This is a genomic window from Streptomyces beihaiensis (genome assembly GCF_026274175.1).
Lineage (GTDB): Bacteria > Actinomycetota > Actinomycetes > Streptomycetales > Streptomycetaceae > Streptomyces > Streptomyces beihaiensis.
In genome coordinates this window covers 1-4,079 of record NZ_JAPHNL010000158.1, presented here as the reverse complement: position 1 = coordinate 4,079, position 4,079 = coordinate 1, and the positions used below count along the sequence as shown (strand labels likewise).

The 4,079-nt window shown below is 70.4% G+C and carries 4 protein-coding genes; all 4 read left to right on the top strand.

Features of this window, described 5'->3' with window-relative positions:
• Positions 1–2,067 (top strand): translation initiation factor IF-2 (gene infB / locus OFY01_RS15560; RefSeq protein WP_266600278.1); only part of this gene is annotated, 2,067 nt, incomplete at its 5' end.
• Positions 2,068–2,223: 156 nt separating this feature from the next.
• Positions 2,224–2,517 (top strand): DUF503 domain-containing protein, encoded by a 294-nt coding sequence (locus OFY01_RS15555; protein WP_266600277.1) that lies wholly within the window; start codon positions 2,224–2,226, stop codon positions 2,515–2,517.
• 32 nt (positions 2,518–2,549) lie between these two features.
• Positions 2,550–3,020 (top strand): 30S ribosome-binding factor RbfA, encoded by a 471-nt coding sequence (gene rbfA / locus OFY01_RS15550; protein WP_266600276.1) that lies wholly within the window; start codon positions 2,550–2,552, stop codon positions 3,018–3,020.
• 2 nt (positions 3,021–3,022) lie between these two features.
• Positions 3,023–3,982 carry a tRNA pseudouridine(55) synthase TruB gene (truB, locus tag OFY01_RS15545; protein WP_266600274.1) on the top strand — a complete coding sequence of 320 codons (960 nt, stop codon included), beginning with the start codon at positions 3,023–3,025 and terminating at the stop codon, positions 3,980–3,982.
• The last annotated feature ends 97 nt before the right edge of the window (positions 3,983–4,079 follow it).

The window sequence follows — 4,079 nt, the reverse complement described above, 5'->3', positions numbered from 1 at the left end:
CGCCCCGGTGGCGGCGGCGGTGGCGGCGGCTTCGCCGGTCGTCCGGGTGGTCCGGGCGGCGGCGGTGGCGGTCGTCCCGGCGGCTTCGGCGGTCGTCCCGGCTTCGGTGGCCGTCCCGGCGGTCCCGGTGGCCGCGGTGGCACGCAGGGCGCGTTCGGCCGTCCCGGCGGTCCCGCGCGTCGTGGCCGCAAGTCGAAGCGGCAGAGGCGCCAGGAGTACGAGGCCATGCAGGCCCCGTCGGTCGGCGGTGTGATGCTGCCTCGCGGCAGCGGCGAGACCGTTCGCCTGTCGCGCGGTGCCTCCCTCACCGACTTCGCCGAGAAGATCAACGCCAACCCGGCGTCGCTCGTCGCGGTGATGATGAACCTCGGCGAGATGGTCACGGCCACGCAGTCCGTCTCCGACGAGACGCTGCAGCTCCTCGGCGACGAGATGAACTACACGGTTCAGATCGTCTCGCCGGAGGAGGAGGACCGTGAGCTGCTGGAGTCCTTCGACCTCGAGTTCGGTGAGGACGAGGGCGGCGAGCAGGCCCTCATGGCGCGTCCGCCGGTCGTGACCGTCATGGGTCACGTCGACCACGGTAAGACGCGACTGCTCGACGCGATCCGCAAGACCAACGTCGTGGCGGGCGAGGCCGGTGGCATCACCCAGCACATCGGTGCCTACCAGGTCGCGACCGAGGTCAACGGCGAGGACCGCGCCATCACCTTCATCGACACCCCGGGTCACGAGGCGTTCACCGCCATGCGTGCCCGCGGTGCGAAGTCGACCGACATCGCGATCCTCGTGGTCGCGGCCAACGACGGCGTCATGCCGCAGACGGTCGAGGCGCTCAACCACGCCAAGGCGGCCGACGTCCCGATCGTCGTCGCGGTCAACAAGATCGACGTCGAGGGTGCCGACCCGACCAAGGTGCGCGGTCAGCTGACCGAGTACGGCCTGGTGGCCGAGGAGTACGGCGGCGACACGATGTTCGTCGACATCTCCGCCAAGCAGGGTCTGCACATCGACGAGCTCCTCGAGGCCGTCGTCCTCACCGCCGACGCCTCGCTCGACCTGCGGGCCAACCCCGACCAGGACGCGCAGGGCATCGCCATCGAGGCCCACCTCGACAAGGGCCGCGGCGCCGTCGCGACCGTCCTCGTCCAGCGCGGTACCCTCCGCGTCGGTGACACGCTGGTCGCCGGTGACGCGTACGGCCGTGTCCGTGCGCTCCTCGACGACAAGGGCGAGAACGTGCAGGAGGCCACGCCGTCGACCCCGGTCCTCGTGCTCGGTCTCACCAACGTCCCGGGCGCGGGCGACAACTTCCTGGTGGTCGACGAGGACCGTACGGCCCGTCAGATCGCCGAGAAGCGTGCCGCCCGCGAGCGCAACGCCGCGTTCGCCAAGCGCGTGCGCCGTGTCTCGCTCGAGGACCTGGACAAGGTGCTCAAGGCCGGCGAGGTCCAGCAGCTCAACCTCATCATCAAGGGTGACGCTTCTGGTTCCGTCGAGGCCCTCGAGTCCTCCCTGCTCCAGCTGGACGTCGGCGAAGAGGTCGACATCCGCGTCCTGCACCGCGGCGTCGGTGCGGTCACGGAGTCGGACATCGACCTGGCCATGGGCTCGGACGCCATCGTCATCGGCTTCAACGTCCGCGCGGCCGGCCGTGCCTCGCAGATGGCCGAGCGCGAGGGCGTCGACGTCCGGTACTACTCGGTGATCTACCAGGCCATCGAGGAGATCGAGGCGGCCCTCAAGGGCATGCTCAAGCCGGAGTACGAGGAGGTCGAGCTCGGCACGGCGGAGATCCGCGAGGTCTTCAAGTCGTCCAAGCTGGGCAACATCGCGGGTGTGCTCATCCGCTCCGGCGAGGTCAAGCGCAACACCAAGGCGCGCCTCATCCGCGACGGCAAGGTCATCGCGGAGAACCTCAACATCGACGGTCTGCGTCGCTTCAAGGACGACGTCACCGAGATCCGCGAAGGCTTCGAGGGCGGTATCAACCTCGGAAACTTCAACGACATCAAGGTCGACGACGTCATCGCGACGTACGAGATGCGCGAGAAGCCGCGCGTCTGACCCGACACGCGACACTGGGGCCGGTCGCCGGGCGATTCCCTTCACGGAATTCCCGTCGATCGGCCCCGGCCGTTGCGTGTACGGTTCCCGTATCGGCGTCCGCACCGACCGAACGGCGGCGCCCGTACCCCGAACCGGCGGGACATCCGGACACACATGTATGTGGGGACTCTGTCCTTCGACCTGCTCCTCGGCGACGTCCACTCGCTCAAGGAGAAACGATCACTGGTCCGCCCGATCGTGGCCGAGCTGCAGCGCAAATACGCGGTGAGCGCGGCCGAGACGGGCCATCAGCACCTTCACCGCAGGGCCGAGATCGGCCTGGCGGTGGTCTCCGGGGAGTGGGGACACCTCACCGACGTACTGGACCGCTGCGAGCGGCTGGTCGCCGGGCGGCCCGAGGTGGAACTGCTCTCGGTTCGACGCAGACTCCACAGCGACGAAGACTGAAGCACGACGCAAGTACGTAAGGAGACGGACCAGTGGCCGACAACGCGCGCGCCAAGAGGCTGGCGGACCTCATCCGAGAGGTGGTGGCGCAGAAGCTGCAGCGCGGGATCAAGGACCCGCGGCTGGGCTCCCACGTCACCATCACGGACACCCGCGTCACGGGCGACCTCAGGGAGGCGACCGTCTTCTACACGGTGTACGGCGACGACGAGGAGCGTGCCGCCGCGGCAGCGGGCCTGGAGAGCGCCAAGGGCGTGCTCCGCTCCGCCGTCGGGCAGGCGGCCGGCGTGAAGTTCACGCCGACCCTCGCCTTCGTCGCGGACGCCCTGCCGGAGAACGCCCGCACCATCGAGGACCTCCTCGACCGGGCCCGCGAGTCCGACGCGAAGGTGCGCGAGGCGTCCGCGGGCGCCGCGTTCGCCGGTGAGGCCGACCCGTACAAGAAACCCGAGGACGACGCGGCCGACGCGGCAGGCGCCTCCGACGAGGACGGCGACGCCTGAGCATGACCGACCGCACTCCACCGCCCATCGAGAGGGGCGGGCACGAAGTGCTCTCGAACCAGGGCGGTGGCGGGCGACGGGAGGGACTTGTCATCGTCGACAAGCCGTCGGGCTTCACTTCGCACGACGTGGTGGCCAAGATGCGCGGGATCGCCAGGACCCGCCGCGTCGGCCACGCGGGCACCCTCGACCCGATGGCGACGGGCGTGCTCGTGCTCGGCGTCGAGCGGGCCACCAAACTCCTCGGTCACCTCGCGCTGACCGAGAAGGAGTACCTGGGCACCGTCCGGCTCGGGCAGAACACCCTCACCGACGACGCGGAAGGGGAGATCACCTCCTCCACGGACGCCTCCGGTGTCCGGCGCGACGCCGTCGACGCGGGCATCGCCAAGCTGACCGGCGACATCATGCAGGTGCCGTCCAAGGTCAGCGCCATCAAGATCAACGGCGTGCGCTCGTACAAGCGGGCGCGCGAGGGCGAGGAGTTCGAGATCCCGGCGCGCCCGGTGACCGTCTCGTCCTTCACGGTCTACGACATGCGGGACGCGGTCGCCGACGACGGCACGCCGGTCCTTGACCTGGTCGTCTCGGTGGTCTGCTCGTCCGGCACGTACATCCGGGCGCTGGCCAGGGACCTGGGCGCGGACCTGGGAGTGGGCGGGCACCTCACGGCGCTGCGCCGCACCCGCGTGGGCCCGTACAAGATCGACGCCGCGCGCACCCTCGACCAGCTCCAGCAGGAGCTGACGGTGATGCCGGTCGCCGACGCCGCGGGCGCCGCGTTCCCCCGCTGGGAGGTCGACGCGCGCCGCGCGAAGCTGCTGCGCAACGGCGTACGGCTCGAAATGCCCGACGAGTACGCGGGCGTCGGCCCGGTCGGCGTCTTCGGCCCGGACGGAGCGCTGCTGGCCCTGGTCGAGGAGGCCAAGGGGAAGGCGAAGAGCCTGGCCGTCTTCGGCTGAGGAGCCTGGCGGCCTTCGGCGGACGAGCGCCGCCGTCCCCGGACGGCGGCACGCGTCCGCGCGACGCGACACGATGGGGCGGCGGCCTCCGGACAGA

What these genes read in the sequence shown, in the direction of transcription:
- OFY01_RS15555 (WP_266600277.1), top strand. Translation starts at nt 2,224, where the DNA reads ATGTATGTGGGGACTCTGTCCTTCGACCTGCTCCTCGGCGACGTCCAC.
- truB (WP_266600274.1), top strand. Translation starts at nt 3,023, where the DNA reads ATGACCGACCGCACTCCACCGCCCATCGAGAGGGGCGGGCACGAAGTG.